The 18,129-nt window shown below is 54.6% G+C and carries 19 protein-coding genes; 15 read left to right on the forward strand and 4 right to left on the reverse strand.

Annotated elements, in window-relative coordinates:
* Positions 1 to 253: 253 nt before the first annotated feature.
* The 9 genes from ACFPQ4_RS24270 (at position 254) to ACFPQ4_RS24310 (ending at position 10,213) form a co-directional block, all read left to right on the forward strand.
* Positions 254 to 2,191 (forward strand): glycoside hydrolase family 3 protein, encoded by a 1,938-nt coding sequence (locus ACFPQ4_RS24270; protein ID WP_378114533.1) that lies wholly within the window; start codon positions 254 to 256, stop codon positions 2,189 to 2,191.
* A 79-nt stretch (positions 2,192 to 2,270) separates the two neighbouring features.
* A complete protein-coding gene (gene yidD, locus ACFPQ4_RS24275; protein WP_378114534.1) occupies positions 2,271 to 2,531 on the forward strand; it encodes a membrane protein insertion efficiency factor YidD in 261 nt (86 codons plus the stop codon).
* Positions 2,532 to 2,896: 365 nt separating this feature from the next.
* Complete coding sequence (gene metG, locus ACFPQ4_RS24280; protein WP_378114535.1) at positions 2,897 to 4,891, forward strand: methionine--tRNA ligase; 1,995 nt, start codon at positions 2,897 to 2,899, stop codon at positions 4,889 to 4,891.
* Between the two features lie 462 nt (positions 4,892 to 5,353).
* Entirely contained in the window at positions 5,354 to 6,277 is a 924-nt protein-coding gene (locus ACFPQ4_RS24285) for a metal ABC transporter substrate-binding protein (RefSeq protein WP_378114537.1), read from the forward strand.
* A gap of 43 nt (positions 6,278 to 6,320) precedes the next feature.
* Entirely contained in the window at positions 6,321 to 7,094 is a 774-nt protein-coding gene (locus ACFPQ4_RS24290; protein ID WP_378114538.1) for a metal ABC transporter ATP-binding protein, read from the forward strand.
* A 6-nt stretch (positions 7,095 to 7,100) separates the two neighbouring features.
* Positions 7,101 to 7,904, forward strand: a complete 804-nt coding sequence (locus ACFPQ4_RS24295; RefSeq protein ID WP_378114539.1) for a metal ABC transporter permease — start codon at positions 7,101 to 7,103, stop codon at positions 7,902 to 7,904.
* Positions 7,905 to 7,932: 28 nt separating this feature from the next.
* On the forward strand, positions 7,933 to 8,643 hold the full coding sequence (locus ACFPQ4_RS24300) for a cytochrome c biogenesis CcdA family protein (protein ID WP_378114540.1): 711 nt from the start codon (positions 7,933 to 7,935) through the stop codon (positions 8,641 to 8,643).
* Between the two features lie 71 nt (positions 8,644 to 8,714).
* A complete protein-coding gene (gene mntR / locus ACFPQ4_RS24305) occupies positions 8,715 to 9,137 on the forward strand; it encodes a transcriptional regulator MntR (RefSeq protein WP_378114541.1) in 423 nt (140 codons plus the stop codon).
* A gap of 107 nt (positions 9,138 to 9,244) precedes the next feature.
* Positions 9,245 to 10,213 (forward strand): patatin-like phospholipase family protein, encoded by a 969-nt coding sequence (locus tag ACFPQ4_RS24310; RefSeq protein ID WP_378114542.1) that lies wholly within the window; start codon positions 9,245 to 9,247, stop codon positions 10,211 to 10,213.
* Positions 10,214 to 10,363: 150 nt separating this feature from the next.
* On the opposite strand, the gene ACFPQ4_RS24315 is transcribed toward ACFPQ4_RS24310, so the two are convergent.
* Both ACFPQ4_RS24315 and ACFPQ4_RS24320 read right to left on the reverse strand, forming a co-directional pair.
* Positions 10,364 to 10,684, reverse strand: a complete 321-nt coding sequence (locus tag ACFPQ4_RS24315; RefSeq protein ID WP_378114543.1) for a hypothetical protein — start codon at positions 10,682 to 10,684, stop codon at positions 10,364 to 10,366.
* Between the two features lie 23 nt (positions 10,685 to 10,707).
* Positions 10,708 to 11,658 carry a DUF1385 domain-containing protein gene (locus tag ACFPQ4_RS24320; protein ID WP_378114544.1) on the reverse strand — a complete coding sequence of 317 codons (951 nt, stop codon included), beginning with the start codon at positions 11,656 to 11,658 and terminating at the stop codon, positions 10,708 to 10,710.
* A 159-nt stretch (positions 11,659 to 11,817) separates the two neighbouring features.
* Between ACFPQ4_RS24320 and ACFPQ4_RS24325 the strand changes: the two genes are divergently transcribed.
* From ACFPQ4_RS24325 to ACFPQ4_RS24345, 5 genes are all read left to right on the forward strand, one after another.
* Positions 11,818 to 12,366 (forward strand): YqhR family membrane protein, encoded by a 549-nt coding sequence (locus ACFPQ4_RS24325; RefSeq protein ID WP_378114545.1) that lies wholly within the window; start codon positions 11,818 to 11,820, stop codon positions 12,364 to 12,366.
* A 132-nt stretch (positions 12,367 to 12,498) separates the two neighbouring features.
* Positions 12,499 to 12,936, forward strand: coding sequence for a type II 3-dehydroquinate dehydratase (gene aroQ, locus ACFPQ4_RS24330; RefSeq protein ID WP_378114577.1), 438 nt, complete (start codon positions 12,499 to 12,501; stop codon positions 12,934 to 12,936).
* Between the two features lie 33 nt (positions 12,937 to 12,969).
* Positions 12,970 to 14,043, forward strand: a complete 1,074-nt coding sequence (locus ACFPQ4_RS24335) for a M24 family metallopeptidase (protein WP_378114546.1) — start codon at positions 12,970 to 12,972, stop codon at positions 14,041 to 14,043.
* A gap of 36 nt (positions 14,044 to 14,079) precedes the next feature.
* On the forward strand, positions 14,080 to 14,637 hold the full coding sequence (gene efp, locus ACFPQ4_RS24340) for an elongation factor P (protein WP_378114547.1): 558 nt from the start codon (positions 14,080 to 14,082) through the stop codon (positions 14,635 to 14,637).
* A gap of 152 nt (positions 14,638 to 14,789) precedes the next feature.
* Positions 14,790 to 16,043 (forward strand): aspartate kinase, encoded by a 1,254-nt coding sequence (locus tag ACFPQ4_RS24345; protein WP_378114548.1) that lies wholly within the window; start codon positions 14,790 to 14,792, stop codon positions 16,041 to 16,043.
* A gap of 251 nt (positions 16,044 to 16,294) precedes the next feature.
* Here ACFPQ4_RS24345 and ACFPQ4_RS24350 read toward each other — a convergent pair whose 3' ends face one another.
* Together ACFPQ4_RS24350 and comA are read right to left on the reverse strand one after the other, a co-directional pair.
* Positions 16,295 to 16,753, reverse strand: coding sequence for a DUF441 domain-containing protein (locus ACFPQ4_RS24350; RefSeq protein ID WP_378114549.1), 459 nt, complete (start codon positions 16,751 to 16,753; stop codon positions 16,295 to 16,297).
* A 94-nt stretch (positions 16,754 to 16,847) separates the two neighbouring features.
* Positions 16,848 to 17,675: a phosphosulfolactate synthase gene (gene comA, locus ACFPQ4_RS24355; RefSeq protein ID WP_378114550.1), complete on the reverse strand. Its 828-nt coding sequence runs from the start codon at positions 17,673 to 17,675 to the stop codon at positions 16,848 to 16,850.
* Between the two features lie 176 nt (positions 17,676 to 17,851).
* Between comA and ACFPQ4_RS24360 the strand changes: the two genes are divergently transcribed.
* Positions 17,852 to 18,115, forward strand: a complete 264-nt coding sequence (locus ACFPQ4_RS24360; protein WP_378114551.1) for a YqhV family protein — start codon at positions 17,852 to 17,854, stop codon at positions 18,113 to 18,115.
* The last annotated feature ends 14 nt before the right edge of the window (positions 18,116 to 18,129 follow it).

The following is an 18,129-nucleotide window of genomic DNA, read 5'->3' on the forward strand; positions in this document are numbered from 1 at the left end:
TATGAGGGAAAACCTCACGTACGGTTTGATGAGGAGGGGCTGATAATCTCAGCCCTTTACTCTAGTTCAGGCGAGCTCGCGTAACGCAGGCGCGATCTGATCATCATCTAACGTGCGCAAGCTCTCGAATCTGTTTTTAACTCAAAATGTTCTTCCCATCGGCGCGATTCCATGCTAAAAAGAAGATATTGGAAAACGTTTTACTAGCTATCGAACGCTACTGATCCAAAGAAGTGCAAGGGGAGGGATTTCGATGCCGAAAAACCGGAAGCTGAGCTCGATCTTCTTTGTGAGCCTCAGCGTCTTGATCGCTTTTGCCATTACGATAACTTTGTATTACGCCTTGAAAGAACGCGGTTCGGACTATCGTTCCGGCAAGATAACAGAGCCTACGCCATCGGCGTCCCAATCAACTGCGGAAGCGGACCAGACTGCGGCTTACAAGGACGCTATGCTGCCGGTCTCCGATCGCGTCGATAGCTTGCTCTCTCAAATGACGCTGGAAGAGAAAATCGGACAGATGGTGCAGGCGGAACGAAAATCGATCTCGCCCGCGGACATGACCAAATACGGTGTAGGCTCCGTGTTAAGCGGAGGTGGCTCCGCGCCTTCTCCGAACGAGCCGGCCGCATGGATGGACATGGTCGACAAGTTTCAGCAAGGCGCGCTCGAGAGCCGGCTCGGCATCCCGATGATATATGGGGTTGACGCCGTACATGGCCATAACAACGTGTACGGTGCGACGTTGTTCCCACATAACATAGCGCTTGGCGCGACGCGGGACGCGGAGCTCGTTCGCGAAATCGGGGACGCGACGGCCGAAGAGATGCGGGCTACCGGCATACTGTGGGATTTCGCACCGTGCGTGTGCATGCCGCAAGATGCCAGATGGGGCAGAACGTACGAAGGTTTTTCCGAAACTTCCGAGCTAACAAGCGCGCTCGGCGCTGCATTCGTGTCCGGTTTGCAGGGCGATCTAACGCGGGGTAACGGCCTTAGCGGCGATCACGCGATCGCTACGTTGAAACATTGGGTCGGCGACGGTTCGACGGAAGGCGGCGTCGACCGGGGAGACGCGCAATTGTCAGATGCGGAGTTGGAAGCTTTCATCGCGCCTTACAGGGCGGGCATTCAAGCGGGCGCGAGAACGGTCATGGTGTCTTTCAGCAGCTTGAACGGGGAGAAGCTGCACGGGAGCAGGCGGTTGATTACCGATGTGTTGAAAGGCGAGCTAGGATTTACAGGGTTCGTCATCTCCGACTATAACGGCATCGAAGAGATGGAGCCCGGAGATTTCACGCTTGCCGTGAAGAATGGCGTTCTCGCAGGAATCGACATGTTCATGGAACCCGACAATTGGCGTGCGTTCATGAAGACGCTTCAAGCGTTGGTCGACGACGGAGAGGTGCCGCAAGAGCGGATCGACGACGCGGTTCGCCGAATATTGACGGTGAAATTCGAAGCCGGCTTGTTCGACAAACCGTTCGGAGATCGCGCTTTATTGGCGGCAGACGTCGTCGGTTCGGATGCGCACCGCGCTCTTGCACGCGAAGCCGTCGCCAAGTCGGCGGTGCTGCTCAAAAACGAGGGAGGCTATTTGCCCCTTAAGCCAACTATTAAGAAGCTGACCGTTGTCGGAAGCATGGCTGACGATATCGGCGGGCAAAGCGGCGGTTGGAGCCTATCGTGGCAAGGACAGTTTGGAGACAGCACGCCTGGTACGACGATCGTCCAAGGCATTAAGCAGGTTGTGTCGCCGGAAACGGAAGTCGTATACGATAAAGATGGGACACGGATTTCGGGCGGCGATGCGGTAGTCGTCGTCATCGGCGAGGAGCCGTATGCGGAAGGGTTGGGGGACAACAAGACGCTTTCCCTGAGCGAACGGGATATCGTGCTGCTGGATCGTGCGCATGCATCCGGACTGCCTACGATCGTCGTCTTGTTGTCGGGACGCCCTCTCCTCATAGCGGATGAACTGGGCAAGATGGAGGCGCTCGTTGCGGCTTGGCTGCCGGGGACGGAAGCGGGCGGCATCGCCGACGTATTGTTTGGCGTAAAACCTTTTGGCGGCAAGCTATCGTTCACGTGGCCGCGGACGTTAGACCAGTTGCCGACGGCCCGCGCAGGCAAAGTTGTCGTCGATAATCCGCTATTTCCGTACGGTTACGGGCTAACGACGGCTCCATAACCGCCGCGCCGCGTTTGACTTCGGGGGCTCGTATCCTGCATAGTTAAAGGATTAAGGCTTGCAGGGAGTGTTATCGCGGATGCTCAGACGTACCGTTCAGCTTCCGATTCGTTTTTACCGTAAATTTATTTCGCCATTAAAACCGCCAACTTGCCGCTTTGCGCCGACTTGCTCGCAATACGCGCTAGAAGCGATCGAGGTACACGGTGCGGCGAAAGGGACTTACTTGGCCGTTCGGCGCATATGCAAGTGCCATCCGTTCCATCGCGGGGGATTCGATCCCGTTCCACCCCGTCGCAGTCGCGATCGCGCGAGTGCCGGCGACGACCGCACGCTTTGAGTTGACAAACACGCGCCCGTTCGGCTATATTGTGGGCAATAACTTGAATAAACGTATTTTCCGACGAAGGGATAAGTACGAAGCGTACGCGCTAGGACAGAGAGCCGGGGGAGCTGGAAACCGGTATAGGGCGGCTTTGGAAAATGGTCCCGGAGGAATCGTCTTCGAGCTTGCCGCTACCGGCAGTAAGGGGATGACGCGAATCCGGCGTTACCGGATCGAATTCAAGAGCCTCCGCGCGCCTAGCGTTTGTTGCGGGAGGGAAATTGGGTGGTACCACGTGAGTAACAACTCTCGTCCCATACGGACGGGAGTTTTTTGTCTTTTTCGATGAACATGCGCATAAGCGCAAAGGAGATGGCGATATGCCGGAAAACAACAAATCGTTTTACATTACGACTCCGATCTATTACCCGAGCGACAAACTCCATATCGGGCATGCGTACACGACGGTAGCGGGAGACGCGATGGCTCGTTACAAAAGGCTGCGCGGCTATTCGGTCCGCTATTTGACCGGTACCGACGAGCATGGCCAGAAGATCGAACGGAAAGCGCAGGAAGCCGGCAAAACGCCGCAGCAATTCGTGGATGACATCGTCGTCGGAATCAAGGATTTGTGGAGCAAACTGGACATTTCCAACGACGACTTCATCCGAACGACGGAACCGAGGCATAAAGAAGCGGTCGAGAAAATTTTCGCGCAATTGCTGGAGCAAGGCGACATCTACAAAGGCGTCTATGAAGGCTGGTACTGCACGCCTTGCGAATCGTTCTTCCTAGAACGCCAGCTGGTGAACGGCAATTGTCCGGACTGCGGACGGCCGGTGGAACGGGTGCAGGAGGAGTCGTACTTCTTCCGGATGAGCCAATACGCGGATAGATTGCTGGCATATTACGAAGAGAATCCGGGGTTCATTCAGCCCGAATCGCGCCGCAACGAGATGATCAACAACTTCATCAAGCCGGGACTGGAAGACCTCGCGGTGTCCCGCACGACGTTCGATTGGGGCATCAAGGTGCCAGGCGATCCGAAGCACGTCATCTACGTATGGATCGACGCGTTGTCCAACTATATTACCGCGCTTGGTTATGGCGCGGATAACGACGAGCTGTACAAACAGTATTGGCCGGCCGACGTTCATCTTGTAGGCAAAGAGATCGTCCGGTTCCATACGATTTACTGGCCGATCATGCTCATGGCGCTTGGCTTGCCGCTGCCTAAGAAAGTGTTCGCGCACGGCTGGTTGCTCATGAAAGACGGCAAAATGTCGAAATCCAAAGGCAACGTCGTCAATCCGGTATCGTTGATCGAACACTTCGGCTTGGATGCCGTACGCTACTACTTGCTACGCGAAGTACCATTCGGTTCGGACGGGGCGTTCACGCCGGAAAACTTCGTGGAGCGCATTAATTACGATCTAGCGAACGACCTCGGCAACTTGCTCAACCGGACCGTAGCGATGATCGACAAATATTTCGGCGGAGAAGTTCCGGCATTCGCTAGCGGCGCAACCGAATTCGACGGCGATCTCGAGCAATTGGCGAAGGCGACGGTCAGCAAAGTCGAAGAGGCGATGGAGAACATGGAGTTCTCCGTTGCGCTCAGCGCGATTTGGGCGCTCGTAGGCCGGACGAACAAATATATCGACGAGACGCAGCCGTGGGCTCTTGCCAAAGACGAAGCGAATCGTCCAGCGCTTGCGTCCGTCATGGGGCATCTTGCGGAAAGCTTGCGCGTCGTATCGATTTTGATTCAGCCGTTCCTGACGCGGACGCCTCGTAAAATTTGGGCGCAGCTCGGCATCTCCGAAGGCGAACGGACGGCTTGGGATAGCGCCCATGCGTTCGGCGGCACGCTCGCGGGGACGAAGCTTAGCAAAGGCGATCCGATCTTCCCTCGCCTTGACATGGCGGTTGAAGTGCCTTGGATTATCGAATCGATGGGCGGTGGAGCGGTCGCTGCCGAAGCGTCGGCGCCGGCTCCGGAAGCGAATGTAGCCGTCGAAACCGCTGGTGCAGCCACGCCCGATCTGAAACCGGAAATCGATATCGAAGCGTTCGCGCAAGTCGAGCTGCGCGTCGCGCAAGTCATCGCGTGCGAGCCGGTTCCGAAAGCCGATAAGCTGCTGAAGCTTCAGCTCGACCTCGGCTTCGAGCAACGGCAAGTCGTGTCCGGAATCGCGAAGCATTACAAGCCGGAAGAGCTCGTCGGCCGCAAAGTCATTTGCGTGACCAACTTGAAGCCGGTAAAGCTGCGCGGCGAAATGTCGCAAGGCATGATCCTAGCGGCATCCGTCGGCGACCAGCTCACGCTGGCGACCGTACCGGACAGCATGCCTAACGGCGCGATCGTGAAATAGTTTCGAAGGCGAGCCTGCGTTCCCGGATGGGAGCGCAGGCTTTTATTGTGTCGCTGTGTGTAGTTGGGGCATTAGTCGAACTGCACGTTCGGATGAGGTAGATTGGCGCGCTGTAGTTTGAATTGGTCGAAGTAAGTACCTAATAAAGTCGGGTTTGCAAGCTGTAGTTTGGATTAGTCGAGCTGCGTGAACAATCTGAAATAGAAACAAGGAATCCCCTTCGGGCTATTTCCCCCAAAGAAGCTCCGAAGCCTACAATAACCCTAAGAAATCGCGCTAATGCGCTTAATAAGCTCCGAAGCCTACAATAACCCTAAGAAATCGGGTTACCGGGCAAACTAGCACCTTAAGCAGAACAGGCTGCGCCCCGAACGCCCTCCCTATTTGACACGCCCAATGACGCGGAGCTATAATAGCTCATGTTCTTAATAATAAATTTTACGATTAAGAGGTTGTCCCTATATGAAAATAAAACTGGTTTCTACCCTCTTATTTGCGCTAACGCTATTGCTGTCCGCATGCGGCAACGACTCGGGTAACGTCAAAGGCAAAGTCAACGTCGTGACGACGATCTATCCGCTCTACTATTTTGCGGAGCAGATCGGCGGAGATCGCGCCAACGTCGTCAACCTGGTCGCAGCGGGCGTGGAGCCGCACGATTGGACGCCGAAGAGCCGCGATTTGACGCGTGCCAGCCAAGCGCAGCTGTTCATCTATAACGGCGCCGGACTTGAATCTTGGGCGGACGATTTCCTGCCGGTAATCAAATCCGGCGGCGACGTACGGACGATTGAAGCAAGCCAAGGCATCGCGCTTATCGACGGTCACGGCGAAGAAGAAGTGGGCCACGAGCACGCGGGAAAAGAATCCGATCCGCATACGTGGGAGAGCCCGCGCTCCGCGCTGACGATGGCGCTGAACATCAAGGATGCGTTCGTGGCCGCGGATCCGCAGCACAAGGCGGAATACGAAGATCGTTACGCGCAGCTTAACGATCGACTCAAACAACTGGACGCGAAGTTCGCGGAGGGGTTGTCCGCTTACGCCGGCCGGGATATCGTCGTCTCGCATCAAGCGTTCGGCTATTTGTGCAGGGATTACGGGCTCAATCAAATCGCGATCATGGGCTTGTCCCCGGACGCGGAGCCGCGCGCGCAAGATTTGCTCGACATTTCCGACTACGTCAAATCGCACGGCATCAAGACGATCTTTTTCGAGGAGCTCGTATCCGCGCGTCTTGCAGACACGCTTGCCAGCGAAGCCGGCGTAGGGACGATGGTATTGAATCCGCTCGAGGGACTGACGCCGGAGCAAGAGAAGGCCGGGGAAGACTATTTTTCCATCATGGAGCGCAACCTGCAAAACTTGCAGAAGGCACTTCAGTAATCTAACATGAGAATAGACAAGACGGACCGGGAGGAGGATCCCCATGAACGATAACGCAAAGTTGAAGCAACAGCCCGGCTGCCATAGGGAAATCATCTCTCTTAACCAAGTATGCTACGCCTATGAGTCGAAGCCCGTCTTATCGAACGTGAACTTCACCGTGAGGGAACGCGATTTCGTTGGTTTGATCGGCTCCAACGGCGCCGGCAAAACAACGCTGCTGAAGATGATCGTAGGCTTGCTGCGCCCGCAATCGGGAGGCATCTCGCTGTTCGGAACGCCGGCCTCGCAGTTCAAAGATTGGAATCTGATCGGCTACGTGCCGCAACGCAATCACTTTAATCCGCTCTTTCCGGCGACGGTAAGGGAGGTCGTACAATCGGGCTTGTACGGACGCCGCAAGCTGTTCCGCAGAGTGACTAAGGAAGACGTCAACCGCTGCGAGGACGCGCTGCATACGCTGCGCATTCAAGATCTCGCGGATAAGCGCATCGGGGCGCTGTCCGGAGGCCAGCAACAACGCGTATTTTTGGCCCGCGCGCTCATTAACAATCCGAAGCTGCTCATTCTCGACGAACCGCTGTCGGGCATCGATATCGAGACGCAGACGAACTTTTTCAATTTGATCCGGCATATGCATCAACACCACAATATCACGTTCCTGATGGTGTCCCACGACATGGAGATGGTGCGTTCCTATTTGGGCGAGACGCCTAAGGAGAAGTCCGGCAAGCTTAATTTCTACGTTCGTCACTCGCATGATTTAGAAGATTGCGTCGAGACGGACTTGCTGCACTCCCTCCGGAAAGAAGGTTAACGACGCTTGTACATTTTGACGGCTGAATTTTTTCAAAGGGCGCTCATCGGAGGCGCTCTGATCGCGATCACGGCACCGCTAATGGGGCTGTTCCTCGTGCTGAGGCGGCTGGCCATGATCGGCGATACGCTCGCGCATGTCAGCATCGCCGGCGTTGCGCTCGGTTTTCTGATCAACGTCTACCCGGTCGCGGTCGGTCTCGTGTTCGCCATTGTCGCTTCGTTCGGCATCGAGGCGCTTCGCAAGACGTATAAGACATACGCGGAATTATCGATCGCCATTATAATGTCGGGCGGCATTGCTCTTGCGTCCATTTTATTTACGCTCGGCAAAGGCTTCAACTTAAACGTAAATTCCTACTTATTCGGCAGCATTTACACGCTCACGAACACGGACCTGACGGTGATCGCCGGGGTGACGGCCATCGTGCTGTCGATCGTCCTCATTCATAAAAAAGAGCTGTTCCTGCTTACTTTCGACGAAGACGCGGCTGCGGTCAGCGGACTTCCGGTTCGCTATTTCAACATTTTGCTCAGTATTTTGACCGCTCTAGTAATAAGCGCCGCGATCAAGATCGTCGGAGCTTTGCTCGTATCCGCGCTGTTAACGATTCCGGCCGCCTGTAGTTTGGCGCTGTCGAGAAGCTTCCGTCAAGCCGTCTTTCTCGTCGTCTTGATCGGCGAAATCGCCGTGCTTGCGGGACTGTGGATCGCCGGCGTGTGGAATTTGGCGCCGGGCGGGACCATCGTACTCCTGCTCATCGGCGTGCTCGCGCTCGCGATGATGTCCAAGCGAATGTTCCGCGTCTAAAGGTAGACGCTTAAGGAGGAATCCATGCATGTCTGACGTTAACGTAGGCATATCGTTCGCGGCGGGACTGGCGTCGTTCATCTCGCCGTGCTGCCTGCCGCTCTATCCAGCGTACTTATCGTACATAACCGGCGTATCCGTTACCCAGATTAAGACCGATACGAGCACGAGCATGCGGATGCGGACGATGAGTAATACTTTGTTCTTCATGCTCGGGTTTTCCCTCGTATTTTTCGCGGTCGGATACGGGACGAACGCCTTCGCAACCGCCTTCAGGGACAATCAGGACATGATTCGCCAACTGTCGGCGATCTTCATCGTCCTCATGGGCTTGTTCCTGATCGGTTTATTCCAACCGCAATTGCTTATGAAAGAACGTAAAATGAATATGAAATGGAAACCGGCCGGTTATCTCGGTTCGTTCGTCTTCGGCATCGGTTTCTCCGCCGGTTGGTCGCCATGTATCGGTCCGATTTTGGTCGCGATTCAAGCGTTGGCGGCTACGAGTCCCGGCACGTGGATCGGCATGACGACCGCTTATTCCATCGGATTCGCCGTCCCGTTTTTCGCGCTCGCTTTTTTCATCGGATCGACGCGGTGGATATTGAAATATTCGAATGCGATGATGAAGATCGGCGGCGTGCTTATGATCGTAATGGGCATTCTGCTCTTCACCGACCGCATGACGACGATTACCGTGTATTTAAACGATATTACACCGGCTTGGCTCAGTTTCTGAGACTTGCCCGGGCTAGTCCGCTAGGTGTATGATTAAGTAATGTTTACGATCGCAGGAAAGGGGGATCAGCGTTGCCGACCCCGAGCATGGAAGACTATCTGGAAAGAATCTATCGGCTCATAGACGAGAAAGGGTACGCCCGCGTCTCCGATATCGCCGAAGGGCTTGAAGTGCATCCTTCGTCCGTGACGAAGATGATCCAGAAGTTAGACAAAGACAGTTATTTGATCTATGAAAAATATCGAGGTCTCATCCTTACGAACAAGGGCAAAAAGATGGGCAAGCGGCTCGTGGAGCGGCATCATCTTCTCGAATCGTTCCTGCAAGTGATCGGCGTGCAAGAAGAGAACATCTACCGCGACGTTGAAGGCATAGAGCATCACCTGAGCTGGGACTCGATTACTTGCATCGAAACGTTGGTCGAATTTTTCAATCGGGATGCAAGCAGAGGCGAAGAGCTGGCCCGCATTCGCGCGGAATTGGAAACGGAATAATTTCTTATTTCAATAACGGTCGGACAGGTTCATTCCTGTCCGGCCGTTTTGCGTTGCGGGAAGCGGAGGTTATAGGTGTGTTAGCGGATTAGCCTTGCGGCATATGCATGAAAGCGATAGCCAAACGCACGATGTCGAAAGGGGCTGCCGACATGCAGCATACCGTCGTGAACGCGGTCTTCGAGGGCGGCGGAGTCAAGGGCATTGCGCTTGCCGGGGCCGTGAGCGCCGCCGAGAGATGCGGCGTTTCGTTCAACCGAATCGCGGGTACGTCTTCGGGCAGCATCGTAGCCGCGTTGCTGGCGGCCGGGTGCAACGCGGCGGAGCTTAAGGCGATCATAGAAGGTACGCCGTTCAGCAGCTTTCTCCAGCGTTCCCCGTTGTTCAGGGCGAAGCTGATCGGACCGGCCGTCAGGTTAATGTTGCGCAAAGGCTTATATTCCGGCGATTCGCTGGAGCAATGGATAAGCGGGGTGCTTAAGTCCAAAGGCATTCGCATATTCGCCGATTTGCCACCCGGCAAGCTGCAGATTATCGCTTCGGATATTACGAACGGCAAGCTGCTCGTGCTGCCTCAAGATATCGAAGCCTACGACCTCGACCCGTCGCAGTTTCCGGTCGCCCGCGCGATCCGGATGAGCACGAGCATTCCTTACTTTTTCGATCCGGTCATCGTTCGCCAGCCGCAACGTTACAAAGTTAAAGTAAAAGCTAAATCTTCTTATGTCGTGGATGGAGGTCTGCTTAGCAACTTTCCCCTCTGGTTGTTCGACCATAAGCAGACTGACAATAATCCGTATCCTGTACTAGGGTTTCAAACCGTCGGACGGTCTGACGCGCAGCCGCACCACATTAACGGACCGATCACGATGTTCCAAGCGATGTTCGAGACTATGCTTAGCGCGCATGATCAACGTTATATCGAGCAGCACAACCGTGCCCGAACGATCAAAATTCCGGCGCTCGGAGTCAGAACGACGCAGTTTACGATTACGCCCGAGATGAGTCTGGAATTATATAACTCCGGGGTGTCGGCAGGGGAAAAGTTTTTCAAAACCTGGCGTCCAGCAACGTAAGCGTCTGGAGTGCCGAACCACGCGGTGGCGATAAGGCAACCTTCAAGCAGCGGCAGCGCGCGAATCGCGATCGGCGGCAAACGCGTCTGAGCCAACAAAAAAAACGCCCGCTGGCAGCGTAAACTGCTCGGCGGGCGTAATCATGCGCGATCAATGGTATTTCGGCGGATCGTCTTCTTTGTTTTTGCGACCGTCGATTACGGTGAAAGGGGACGGCCGGCGTTTGTTCGCGGCTTGCTTCGGATTTAACCGATACGGTTCCTTGATGCCGCGATTGTTGGTCGGGCGATTTCCGCGTGAACGAGGCTTGCGAAGCCGGTTCGGCGGAAACTTATAGAGCAAGAAGATGATAGCGACAAGCGTTAACGGGATAATAAGTGTTCCCATCGCGCCGCTGGAGAAGCTGTCTGCGATTCCGATGACGGCCAGCGCGATTACGACGAAGAACCAAGGCTCAATTCGATTTCGCATAGCGTACCTCCGATCAGGATGGACTAACTAACCTGCCGGTCTAGCTCTCTCATCCGGTTGAATGAAGCGATGGATACGGCGACTTGATCGTCGTTCGGTTCTTTGGTCGTCAGCAGCTGCAGCCATAGTCCCGGAGCGCCAAGCCATTTGAGAACCGGAATATCTCTGAGCGCGTTCGTCCATCTAAGCACCTCGTAGGAAACCCCGAGAACGACGGGCAACAAGACGATCCGTTGCACGATCCGCTCGCCCATAGTGTGCCATGTAAAGAAGGAATAAATAATAACGCCCACGAGCACCGTGAAAATAATAAAGCTGCTTCCGCAACGGTAATGCAAGCGGCTGTATTTTTGTACGGCTTCCACCGTGAGCTCGGAGCCGGCTTCGTACGCGCTTATAACCTTATGCTCGGCGCCGTGATATTGGAATAACCGTTTGATTAATGGCGTCTGGGAGATAAACCATAGGTAAATGAGCAGGAAGACGATTTTGATAGCGCCTTCTAACAGGTTGTGCAATATCTTATTCTCGAATGCTTGTCCAAAGATCATACTTTCCAAAAAAGTCGGAACTAACGTGAAAATCAGCTTTCCGACGACGAAAGAGAGGACGCCTACGAGGGCAACGCCTAAAATCATCGTCAAATTCCAGCGTTCCTTTTGTTTCGGAGCTTCTGAATGATTCGCGGTCGAGGCTTTCTCATCCGTTCCGGATTCGTCCTCGGCATACGCTTCGGCGGAATAGGTCAGATGCTGAGAGCCTTTGGCGGCGGATTCGACGATCCCGATTATGCCACGTAAGAATGGGATTTTCTTGAGCTTGGGCAATACGGTCTGCGGTTTCTTTGGCACTTCGAAAAACGTGATTTGCTGGTCTTTACGCCTTACGGCGGTAACGTGAACGTGCTTTCCCGCGAACATGACGCCTTCTATAACAGCTTGTCCGCCGTAGATCGACGTTGGTTGCTGCGACATAATGGACCACCTGCTTCTTTTTGTGTAGCTTTTATTTTACTAGATTGAGTGGAGGAAAGCCACAGGGAAAGGATGTAGACAATCGCGTTTCGTTTAATCGGAACGCCGCAAGGTCATACTATACCGCAGTTTTCCCATGATGAACGAAGGATGGATTGCATGGCGGCACAACAATCGGATGGAAAACAAGATCGCCGTAAAGACGACGGAAATACGATTACGGCGAAGGCTTTGCTGCACAGCTTGAAGATCGGGCTTTTCGCGGGCATTATTTGGGGGCTCGTCAGATGGTTGGCGACGGGCTTGAATTTCACGCAAGTGACGCAGGCCTATTTGCTCGATCCATTCGTGTCCCGCCAATTACTCGGCTCGGGTTGGTGGCAATTCGCGGGTTGGATCGCTTTTATCGTCATGTCCGTGCTGGCCGCCGTCGTCTATTGGCTCGTGCTCGGCAAACTTCGCGGGCCATGGCCGGGACTTGCGTTCGGAGCTGTATGGTGGGGGGTATTTTACGCGCTGATAGGTCCGATGATCGGCGCGGTGCCGCCTTTGCGCACGATCGGATGGGATAGCATGGTCGCCGATTTTTGTTTGTACGTCGTATGGGGGTTGTTCATCGGTTTTAGCATCTCGTTCGAGTTGCACGACGAAATGCAGCGGGAACCGACGAAGAAGTCCGCTCAAAGCTCGCCGCAACCTTCCACTTAGCTGCATTTGTCCGAATTGAACCGTTTTCTTGGGCCTCCCGCTTATGATACAATGTCTGGTGAACTTTACCGGCGAAGATGCAACAAACAGATGAGACAGAAGCTGCCGGTAGCGGGAGGAGAGAACACGGTTATGCTCAGCATTCTCGTATTACACGGACCGAATCTCAACATGCTCGGCGTTCGCGAGCCTGCCGTATACGGTGCGCTGACGCTCGCGGAGATCGAGGCCAACCTGATCGAGCTTGCGAAGAAGCTAGGCGCGGAATTGAGCTTTTTCCAATCTAACCATGAGGGCGCGCTTTTGGACGAAATCCACGCGGCTTATGGACGGCATGACGGCATCTTGATCAATCCCGGCGCCCTGACGCATACGAGCTATGCGCTCAGAGACGGTCTTTCCGCTGTCGGATTGCCCGCGGTCGAAGTCCATCTATCCAACATTCATAAGCGCGAGCCTTTCCGGCACGTATCCGTTACGGCTCCGGTCGTCATCGGGCAAATTTCCGGCTTCGGTCCGGTAAGCTATGAGTTGGGGCTTCAAGCCCTTTGCCGTCATATTCAAGCCTAATGCGGGTACAGAGGCGAGGAGGAAATGATTATTATGGCAAACCATCGCGTAGCTAGATTGCGTGAACTTCTGGCGAAGTCGGACGGAGACGCGCTTCTTGTCACCCATTCGGTCAATCGCCGTTATTTGTCCGGTTTTACCGGCTCGGCAGGCGTCCTGCTAATAACGCAAGGGCACGCGGCGCTAGTGACGGATTTCCGTTATCGCGAGCAAGCGCCTCAACAGGCGAAAGGATTCGAGATTATCGAGCACGGTCCAAGCCTGAACGCGACCGTTGCGGACGTGCTTAAGCAGTGGGGCGTCAAGACGCTGTTGTTCGAAGACGGCGACATGACGTTCGCGTCTTATCGCGCGCTGGAAAAAGCAATCGACTTCGTTCAACTGGCGCCTGCCGGTGGAATGGTCGAACAACTGCGCATGATCAAAGACGAAGGCGAAATCGCGATCATGCAAGAAGCGGCGGACTTGGCGGACCGGGCGTTCGAGCACATCCTCGGATTCGTTAAGCCGGGCGTGACCGAAGCTTCCATCGCGTTGGAGCTTGAAGTGTTCATGCGCGGGCAAGGCGCGACGAGCTCGTCGTTCGATACGATCGTGGCAAGCGGCGAGCGATCGGCGTTGCCGCACGGCGTCGCAAGCGACAGGGTGATCGGCCGGAACGAATTCGTGAAGCTTGACTTCGGCGCCTACTACAAAGGCTATTGCTCTGATATTACGCGTACGGTAGTCGTAGGCACTCCGAGCGACAAACACCGCGAGATTTACGGCATCGTCCAGGAGGCGCAGCAATACGCGCTCGACCATCTCGTTCCCGGCATGACCGGCAAAGAAGGAGATGCCTTGACGAGAGATATCATCACAAGGTATGGTTATGGTGAATGTTTTGGTCATGGGACCGGCCATGGTCTCGGGATGGAAATCCACGAGGCGCCACGGCTTTCCATTACCGGCGATATCGTATTAACCCCAGGCATGACGGTTACGGTCGAGCCCGGTATCTACGTCCCCGGCTTCGGCGGCGTTAGAATCGAGGACGACATCGTAATGACGGAATCCGGGATCCACATTCTTACTCACTCCCCTAAACATCTGATCATATTGGACTAAGAGGGCGGGACGTTTCCACAGGAGGGAATTTTTGCAGTGATTTCCGTAAACGATTTTAAAACAGGTCTTTCCATCGAAGTGGACGGCGACATCTTCTCCGTTACAGACTTCCAACACGTAAAACCGGGCAAGGGCGCGGCGTTCGTTCGCTCCAAGCTTAAAAACCTGCGTAACGGCAACGTCGTCGAGAAGACGTTCCGTGCAGGCGAGAACGTAGGTCGCGCGTTGATCGAGAACCGTGCTGTTCAATATCTGTATAACTCGGGCTCCGAGTATACGTTTATGGACAACGAGACTTTCGATCAGTTCGAACTGAACAAAAGCCAACTCGAATGGGAAGTCAACTTCCTTCTCGAGAACATGACGGTGAACATCTCCAGCTACAAAGGCGAAATCATCGGCATCAGCATTCCGAACAGCGTGGATCTTAAAGTAGCCGAGACAGAACCAGGCGTCAAAGGCAATACGGCGCAAGGCGCAACGAAGAACGCGAGACTCGAGACCGGCTTTAACGTACAAGTGCCGCTCTTCATCAACGAAGGCGACGTATTGTCGATCGACACGCGCGAAGGCAGATACATTTCCCGCGCATAAATCGATAATAACCGTCGTGAATCCCCGTTTTTCCGCAAACTTTTTGCGGAAAGCGGGGATTTTATTATTTTTGGGCATTTATACTTGTGCTATAATATACTGATATATGCACATATTCTCACGCAGGATTTAACTTGGGGAGTGAATTACGGGTGTCATTGATCGTGATGAAGTTCGGCGGAAGCTCTGTCGGCACTACGGAGCGGATGGGACGGGTAGCGCAGCGAATCGTCGACAAGAAGCTGCAAGGCAACCGCGTCGTCGTCGTCGTATCGGCGATGGGAGATACTACGGATGATTTGATTGAAAAGGCGAACGAGATCAACGCCAATCCTCCGGCGCGCGAAATGGATATGCTGCTCACGACGGGCGAGCAAATTTCCGTAGCCTTGTTGTCGATGGCGATTCATAAGCTCGGACACGGCGCTAAATCTTACACGGGCTGGCAGGCGGGCATCGTTACCGAAGCCGTCCACGCTAAGGCGCGTATCAACGATATTTCTCCTGACCGTATATTGAACGCGTTGGATCAAGGGGATGTCGTCATCGTCGCCGGCTTCCAAGGCATGACCGAGAGCGGAGAGATTACGACGCTAGGACGCGGCGGCTCGGACACGACCGCGGTAGCGTTGGCCGCGGCGATCAATGCGGACGTATGCGAGATATATACGGACGTAGACGGAGTCTACTCCACGGACCCGCGCGTCGTGAAATGCGCGCGCAAGCTGGATACGATTTCTTACGACGAGATGCTGGAGCTGGCCCACCTTGGCGCGGCCGTCTTGCATCCGCGCGCGGTAGAGTACGCGAAGCACAACAAGGTCAACCTTGTCGTGCGTTCTAGCTTCACGAATAACGAAGGCACGTTGGTGAGGGAGGAAGCAGAGATGGAACAGGGTATTGTCGTACGAGGTATCGCTTATGATAAAAACGTAGTACGCATCAGCGTGCTTGGCGTAGAGGACGTTCCAGGCGTACTCGCCAAAATGTTCGGAGCGCTCGCAAACAACGGCATCGACGTCGATATTATCGTGCAAAGCGGAGTGCAAGGCGGCAAAGCCGACTTCTCGTTCACGATCTCGACAGCAGATCGGGCCAAAGCGATCGACGTCCTTGCAAGCATCCAAACTATCGTTCCTTACCGCGAGGTTTCTTACGAGGAAGGCCTCGTTAAAGTATCGATCGTAGGCGCGGGAATGGTATCCAACCCGGGCGTCGCGGCGACGATGTTCGAAGCAATCTCCAGCGTAGGCGTCAGCATTAAGATGGTTAGCACGTCCGAGATCAAAGTCTCGTGCGTAATCGCCGCGGAGAAAGTGCAAGACGTCGTCCGCGCGCTTCATACCGCGTACGGATTGGATACGGCGGACAGCGTGTTCGTCGGTGGTCCTCAGGATCGCAGATAAGTGAAGTAGTTGCGAGGATTAGCGGCACATTTTGCCGTTATTCAGCCATCAAATAACGGTTTGAGGAAAATAACGGCATTCGTTGCCGTTATTTTTTTGTTTTTAGGCCTATTGTGCGGTTGAACGAAGGAATAGCGGCACGGAGTGCCGCTATCGTAGTCGTATTCGGTCCGGAGCAAGAAATAACGGCAAGTCTTACCGCTAAGCATCAGGTTCGAGTCTACCTATCGGTACTGGAGGCGCGTTACTCCTTATTTTCCCAAGAGCAGCTGAATCAGTTTAATGAACACCGCGGTTAGGCCGGCGGCCATAAGCGGGCCTACCGGAATGCCGCGCAGGAACAGAATGCCGACGATGGAGCCGATAACGATGCCCACGATCAGCTGCGGGTCGACCCGCAACATTTCCAGTCCCCGGCTGTTCAGGAACGTCGCCGTCGCTCCGCCCAACAATGCAACCCACCCGACCCAGCCGGAGAACGCGTTCACGATGTCTTTCGGCTGCACCCGGCCCGACGCGAACGGCACGAGTACGGCAAGCGTAAGGAATAACAGCCCAAGCTCCATCCCTCTGCGTTCAATAGACGGCAAGTAACGTTCCAGATGCACGAGCTTTACGATCAGCAGAAGACATGCGGCTGTCGTAATAATGGGCGAACGGCCGATGAGGCCGATAATGATTAGCGCGACCAATACCAGATCTCCATACATGAAGGTTACACGCTCCCGATCCGCTAGAGCTAGATGGTACACGATATGGAACAAGCCCCGCGTTTAGAACGCGGGGCTTGGCGTAACGCGAAGGTTAAATCACGTAGTCCGCGACGAACGTCGCGCTTTGCAAATGGAAAGTGTCCGAACGGAGCCCGCGTCTCATCGTCTCGAGCGCGATGACGTCCTGAACAGAGATGTTGCCCAGGTTAACGTCCGATCCGAGCGACTTGATCAAGGAAACCTGCTGGTCTTTTTGCGGAGCCTCCCACATGACTCTCTCGAGCTGGGGCACCGCGCTCGCCATGAATTGCAGCTCCGATTCCCGACAGTTGCCGTGCTCGTCGAACAGACCGACGCCGACACCGGATTCTCTCGCCTCTACCGTTACCAAATCCGCCCCGCAAGCCCAATCCTGCTCCGCCGTCCTTGTGAACTCTTCAACGTCGATACGCGACCCGAATAGCTTTTTGCCGTATTCCGTATACACCTTCAGCCCCAAGCTGACGCCGTCTCGGATGAGATCGTCCCGATCGCGCCGGCTTAGCACAATCGTACCGTCCGACACCTCGATACCATTAAAGCCGAGCGTAAGCACTTGACGGAAGAACGCGGGAACAAGATCCTGCTTGACGGCCGCTTCGAGTAAAGTTCCGCCTGGCATAACGACGATGCCGTGCTTGCGTGCCAGCTCGATTTTTTCGCGCATTAGCGCGGGCGGATAGAGCGTCGAAGTGCCGAACCCGAATTTAACGATGTCGATATAATCTCCGGCCGTGTTCAGCAAATCCGTAAAGGCATGCAAGCCTAAGCCTTTGTCGATGACCATCGTGTAGCCTCTCGTGCGAGGCTTTGCCATTCTGCGTCCGCTTGGGTCTAGCAGTCGCGTTGGCCATTCGGCATTAAAGGTCGTTATTTCCATTTTCAACTCTCCTCATTGTGGTCAGAGGTGGAATCACAAGCCCAATATATGCGTTAGCCTAGTTCGTGGTTCCAAGGGAGCATCAGGGTGACTTACGAAATTCTCTCAACGATAAGACAAGTTGGCTTGTTCGCGCGCATAGCATCAGATAGAGGCTTACTAAAGGGGAGATTGAAATGGATAAAGCCGCATTCAGCATGGCGATGCTGAGAATTTTGTCCGGCAGCATCGAAGTGACCGCCGCGATTATTATGCTTCGGCTGAACGACGTGCAAAAAGCGCTAGTCGTAAACTCCATGCTCGCGCTCGTCGGTCCGTTCGTGCTCATCTCAACGACCGCGATCGGGTTGATCGGTCTCTCGGACAAGCTGTCTCCGGTGAAGCTAATCTGGATTCTAGCAGGCGTGGGCTGTCTATTAATCGGTATTTTGCGCAAATAAGAAAGGTAGAGTCG

The organism is Cohnella yongneupensis, from assembly GCF_042655785.1.
Taxonomy (GTDB): Bacteria; Bacillota; Bacilli; order Paenibacillales; family Paenibacillaceae; genus Cohnella; species Cohnella yongneupensis.

What these genes read in the sequence shown, in the direction of transcription:
- ACFPQ4_RS24310 (WP_378114542.1), top strand. Translation starts at nt 9,245, where the DNA reads ATGAAAGCGATAGCCAAACGCACGATGTCGAAAGGGGCTGCCGACATG.
- ACFPQ4_RS24285 (WP_378114537.1), top strand. Translation starts at nt 5,354, where the DNA reads ATGAAAATAAAACTGGTTTCTACCCTCTTATTTGCGCTAACGCTATTG.
- yidD (WP_378114534.1), top strand. Translation starts at nt 2,271, where the DNA reads ATGCTCAGACGTACCGTTCAGCTTCCGATTCGTTTTTACCGTAAATTT.
- ACFPQ4_RS24270 (WP_378114533.1), top strand. Translation starts at nt 254, where the DNA reads ATGCCGAAAAACCGGAAGCTGAGCTCGATCTTCTTTGTGAGCCTCAGC.
- aroQ (WP_378114577.1), top strand. Translation starts at nt 12,499, where the DNA reads ATGCTCAGCATTCTCGTATTACACGGACCGAATCTCAACATGCTCGGC.
- comA (WP_378114550.1), bottom strand. Translation starts at nt 17,675, where the DNA reads ATGGAAATAACGACCTTTAATGCCGAATGGCCAACGCGACTGCTAGAC.
- ACFPQ4_RS24335 (WP_378114546.1), top strand. Translation starts at nt 12,970, where the DNA reads ATGGCAAACCATCGCGTAGCTAGATTGCGTGAACTTCTGGCGAAGTCG.
- ACFPQ4_RS24320 (WP_378114544.1), bottom strand. Translation starts at nt 11,658, where the DNA reads ATGTCGCAGCAACCAACGTCGATCTACGGCGGACAAGCTGTTATAGAA.
- ACFPQ4_RS24325 (WP_378114545.1), top strand. Translation starts at nt 11,818, where the DNA reads ATGGCGGCACAACAATCGGATGGAAAACAAGATCGCCGTAAAGACGAC.
- ACFPQ4_RS24315 (WP_378114543.1), bottom strand. Translation starts at nt 10,684, where the DNA reads ATGCGAAATCGAATTGAGCCTTGGTTCTTCGTCGTAATCGCGCTGGCC.
- metG (WP_378114535.1), top strand. Translation starts at nt 2,897, where the DNA reads ATGCCGGAAAACAACAAATCGTTTTACATTACGACTCCGATCTATTAC.
- ACFPQ4_RS24290 (WP_378114538.1), top strand. Translation starts at nt 6,321, where the DNA reads ATGAACGATAACGCAAAGTTGAAGCAACAGCCCGGCTGCCATAGGGAA.
- ACFPQ4_RS24360 (WP_378114551.1), top strand. Translation starts at nt 17,852, where the DNA reads ATGGATAAAGCCGCATTCAGCATGGCGATGCTGAGAATTTTGTCCGGC.
- ACFPQ4_RS24300 (WP_378114540.1), top strand. Translation starts at nt 7,933, where the DNA reads ATGTCTGACGTTAACGTAGGCATATCGTTCGCGGCGGGACTGGCGTCG.
- ACFPQ4_RS24350 (WP_378114549.1), bottom strand. Translation starts at nt 16,753, where the DNA reads ATGTATGGAGATCTGGTATTGGTCGCGCTAATCATTATCGGCCTCATC.